The sequence below is a fragment of the Methanospirillum sp. genome, assembly GCF_028679455.1.
Classification (GTDB): Archaea; Halobacteriota; Methanomicrobia; order Methanomicrobiales; family Methanospirillaceae; genus Methanospirillum.
Genome location: NZ_JAJRBM010000134.1, coordinates 1 through 3,679 on the forward strand (window position 1 = coordinate 1; position 3,679 = coordinate 3,679).

The 3,679-nt window shown below is 44.3% G+C and carries 5 protein-coding genes; 1 reads left to right on the forward strand and 4 read right to left on the reverse strand.

The window, feature by feature from the left end; genetic code table 11:
- Positions 1–109 precede the first annotated feature (109 nt).
- The 4 genes from LUQ50_RS04570 to LUQ50_RS04585 are packed head-to-tail and all read right to left on the reverse strand — an operon-like array spanning position 110 to position 3,071.
- Complete coding sequence (locus LUQ50_RS04570) at positions 110–940, reverse strand: acyl-CoA dehydratase activase (protein ID WP_300036848.1); 831 nt, start codon at positions 938–940, stop codon at positions 110–112.
- Positions 941–954: 14 nt separating this feature from the next.
- Entirely contained in the window at positions 955–1,554 is a 600-nt protein-coding gene (locus LUQ50_RS04575; RefSeq protein WP_300036851.1) for a class I SAM-dependent methyltransferase, read from the reverse strand.
- A complete protein-coding gene (locus LUQ50_RS04580) occupies positions 1,532–1,924 on the reverse strand; it encodes a hypothetical protein (RefSeq protein ID WP_300036854.1) in 393 nt (130 codons plus the stop codon). Before LUQ50_RS04580 ends, LUQ50_RS04575 begins: the two co-directional genes overlap by 23 nt.
- Positions 1,896–3,071 (reverse strand): aminotransferase class V-fold PLP-dependent enzyme, encoded by a 1,176-nt coding sequence (locus tag LUQ50_RS04585; RefSeq protein WP_300036857.1) that lies wholly within the window; start codon positions 3,069–3,071, stop codon positions 1,896–1,898. Before LUQ50_RS04585 ends, LUQ50_RS04580 begins: the two co-directional genes overlap by 29 nt.
- A gap of 160 nt (positions 3,072–3,231) precedes the next feature.
- On the opposite strand from LUQ50_RS04585, the gene LUQ50_RS04590 reads away from it, so the two are divergent.
- Complete coding sequence (locus LUQ50_RS04590; protein ID WP_300036860.1) at positions 3,232–3,444, forward strand: hypothetical protein; 213 nt, start codon at positions 3,232–3,234, stop codon at positions 3,442–3,444.
- Positions 3,445–3,679: the final 235 nt, after the last annotated feature.

A 3,679-nucleotide genomic window follows, 5' to 3' on the forward strand; every position in this document is an offset into this window, starting at 1 on the left:
TCAAACTAAATCAAATCATTAAATTACCACAAATAACCCTCAATGGGTAAGAATGAGAGAAAAATCCACAGAAAAGATTACTCAACTTTATTCGACGAAGGGAACAATATCAGATTGTTCGTATCTGAGTGAGAGACCATGGTTCTGGACTACAAACCGAGATAACAGACCCAATAGCCCCTGAATATTCAGCATGATCAGGAACAGTAATATCAAGACTGATCAACTCAGATATCCTGGAAACGATATCCGTATTTGCTGAAACTCCTCCGGTAAAAGTGATTACGGGAACCATAGATAGTCGGGATGCAAGTGAGACGGTCCTTCGTGCAATAGCATCATTGATACCTGCAACGATCTCAGGAATGGGGTACCCCTGTGAAAGCAGCCCAATCACTTCAGACTCTGCGAAGACTGTACACATAGACGAGAGGCGCAGTGGCTGAATACCGGTACCGATATTTCCAAGATCCGAAAGAGAAAGGTTCAAAGTATCAGCCAGAATAGAGAGAAATCTCCCAGTACCTGCAGCACATTTATCATTCATTGAAAAATCAGTAACTTTTCCCTTCTCCTGAACAGATATCACCTTTGCATCCTGACCACCGATATCAATGACTGTACGACAACCCGGGACAAGGTAAGTAGCACCCTTTCCATGACAACCGATCTCATTACTGATACCTGATGCTCCAGGAACCATCTTTCTGCCGTATCCGGTTGCAACAATCTCATCAGGGTTTAATCCCGTTTCAATAACCATAGTCGAGATCAAATCGCCGATACTCTGCTCGTATGAGACTGTGGAAGGAACAGTATGGAGCAGCCATGATGAACCTGTCCATAATGCACCTTTGATCCTGGTTGAACCCGCATCAATCCCCAAAACTGATTTACAAGACGAATCAGATAAACTGCCTTCTGATACTTTTTTTTCCATTCCTACCTTCTTTATCAAGAACACCGGTCCGGTGATTTACTGGAAGAGACCAGGAGAAGCCCTGCAGCCCGCCGTATTCCCCGTATCTGATACCCGGCTTTTTTAATTCGGCAGATGAGGTCAGATTGGGAGAAAAAATGTGCCTTCGAGAGAAATGTGGATGAAGTATGTTCCTTCTGATGATATGCACCGGGTTCATGTTCACTATCAAGAGAGACAACAATCAGTGAACCACCCCGAAGAAGAACCCGGTGTACCTCATAAAGAACATTATCCGGATCATGAACAAACTCAAGGACCGTGATGAGAAAAACCTGTGAGACCGCTTCGGTCTGAATAGGGAGCAACTCTCCATCCCCCCGGATTATTCCAATACCCCGTTGATATGCTTTTTTACAGAGAGGAAGTGACAGGTCAATACCATACGGTATACCTAATGCAACAGAAAACTGTCCTGACCCACATCCTACCTCAAGTATGAGCCCGCTTCCTTGAGTCAGAAAGGGACGGATGAAGGCAATCTGCTGTTGAAAAAGATCGTGGTGTCTATCAAACCACCCATCATATGCGTCAGCAGAGGCCACAAACGGGTTATCCTGCAACAGGGTTTCCATCAGTATTCCCATGTATCCGTACCAGGATCTGTTCTCTGGTTTTTGTATCTATCCGCCGGAGTTTATCGAGATCCGGCTTTCCATCATAGTAATAGTAGAAAAGAACGGAGACATAATCCTCACAGATATCCATCACTTCCCTGCGGAACCTGATCTCAATATTTGTATCACCGATCCAGCCCTTTATCGAAAACCCGTCTTTGAGTTCATATTTAAAAAAACCGGGACCCATCGTTCCGAGCATCATCACAGTGCCAAAATTTTTCAGAAATTCAACAAATGGTTCAGTAATCGGGGCGTCAAGGATGACCTCCCTCATAAAAGCACCATCAGTACAGACTTTATGCCTGACTGATCTGACTATTCGCACTCCGGGCCACCTCCCGAATTACCTGAACAGCCCTGATGCATTCTTCATCAGTGGTAAACCATGAGAGACTCAACCGCACCGAGCCTCTCCCTCCATCAGTTTCTTTATGGACGAGCGGAGCACAATGCAATCCCGAACGGGTGATAATCCGGTATGCCCTGGTAAGAATAAACCCAAGATCTTCATTGTCAAGACCATCAATATTCAGGGAGATGATGGGGAGGTCTGGTGTTTCATTATAGATCGTAATATTAGGTTCAGCTTTCAGCCCATCGATCATCATCCGGCTCTGCCTGATACCTTTCTCTTCGATAGACTTCTGCCCGGTTGTCTGAATAAAATCTATTCCTGCGGTGAGTGCGGCAAGGCCTGGAAAATTATGGGTCCCGGCTTCGAATCGTTCTGGCAAATCCCTCGGGTGGTTGAGTGAAACTGAATTTGAACCGGTTCCACCATATCGTATCGGTGTGATCTCTTCAGGATCCTTAATTATAAACCCACCGGTTCCGGGAATGCCGAACAGTGCTTTATGCCCGGTAAATGCATAGGCATCAATCGCGAGTTGATCGAATACAAGCGGAACGTGCCCGGCAGTCTGGGCACCATCTGCAATGACATATACTCCAGATTCATGGAGAATCTTTCCGGCACGATCCAGGTCCTGTACAGAGCCAAGTACATTGCTCCCATGGTTCAGCACCGCAAGTTTCGTTTCTGATCTGACAGAATCAGAAACAGTATCCAGATCGAGATATGCACCCTTCATGGGAAGAAGCGTCAGTTCAATCCGCCCTGCCTGTTTTAATTCCCATAAGGGTCTGAGTACCGAATTATGTTCAAGCACCGAAGAAATAACATGAACTGGACCGGAATGAGCTGAAAGGAATCCATGAATAAGCGTATTCAGTGCATCGGTTGCATTATGTGAGAAGAGAACCCGTTCTTCATCACACACACCAAGCAGACCAGCAACCGCTGTTCTGGCATCCCAGATATAGTCCTGAGCATCAGAACCTGAACTTCTTCCACCCCCGACAAACGGAGAAATCAGAGACTCCTGAACTGCGTTCAACACCTGCGGTGGTTTCGGCCAGCTGGTCGCGGCATTATTCAGGTAAACAAATTCAGATGCATCGTCCCTTAACATTGGTGTTCTCAAATATGATGAAATAATATTTGTCTCTTCATATTCTCAAAGATGACGATTTTTCCCTGAACCATTAATAGTTTCAACTATTGAATGAAATGATTTGATACTCCAAAAAAGATCCCACAAGTATAAATAGAATATATCAGATCTGTTAACTATGGAAATTAAAGTCCCTGAAGTAAATCTCCAATATAAGAAATATACAACACCAAAAGTACTGCCTTTGAACCCCTTTGGTGATGAGCATACCTGCAGTGGTGGAGCAGGAGATATCGGTTGTGGTGCTGGATCGTGCGCAGCAAGAGATTGTGTAACTAATGGGGCAGGAGCCCAGGTAGCACGATCTGATATTATCAGGGAAGATAATTGATTTTATCTCCCTCATACGATGTAGAATGCAAGGCATTCTTAAGTTAATAGTTTTTTTCGAAGATAGTGACTGCTTTGTTTTCCTCAATTGTCGTTACAATCCGGTAGATATTTTTACCTCTTGGTAATGACTTCGACATTAAATCAAAGCCTTTTAAAACCGAAGCGAGGTGCACTTCTTCGTAAAAGTATTCTATGTACGATGAATATCAAAGCTACAAATAACTATGACTGAA

What these genes read in the sequence shown, in the direction of transcription:
- LUQ50_RS04570 (WP_300036848.1), bottom strand. Translation starts at nt 940, where the DNA reads ATGGAAAAAAAAGTATCAGAAGGCAGTTTATCTGATTCGTCTTGTAAA.
- LUQ50_RS04575 (WP_300036851.1), bottom strand. Translation starts at nt 1,554, where the DNA reads ATGGAAACCCTGTTGCAGGATAACCCGTTTGTGGCCTCTGCTGACGCA.
- LUQ50_RS04585 (WP_300036857.1), bottom strand. Translation starts at nt 3,071, where the DNA reads ATGTTAAGGGACGATGCATCTGAATTTGTTTACCTGAATAATGCCGCG.
- LUQ50_RS04590 (WP_300036860.1), top strand. Translation starts at nt 3,232, where the DNA reads ATGGAAATTAAAGTCCCTGAAGTAAATCTCCAATATAAGAAATATACA.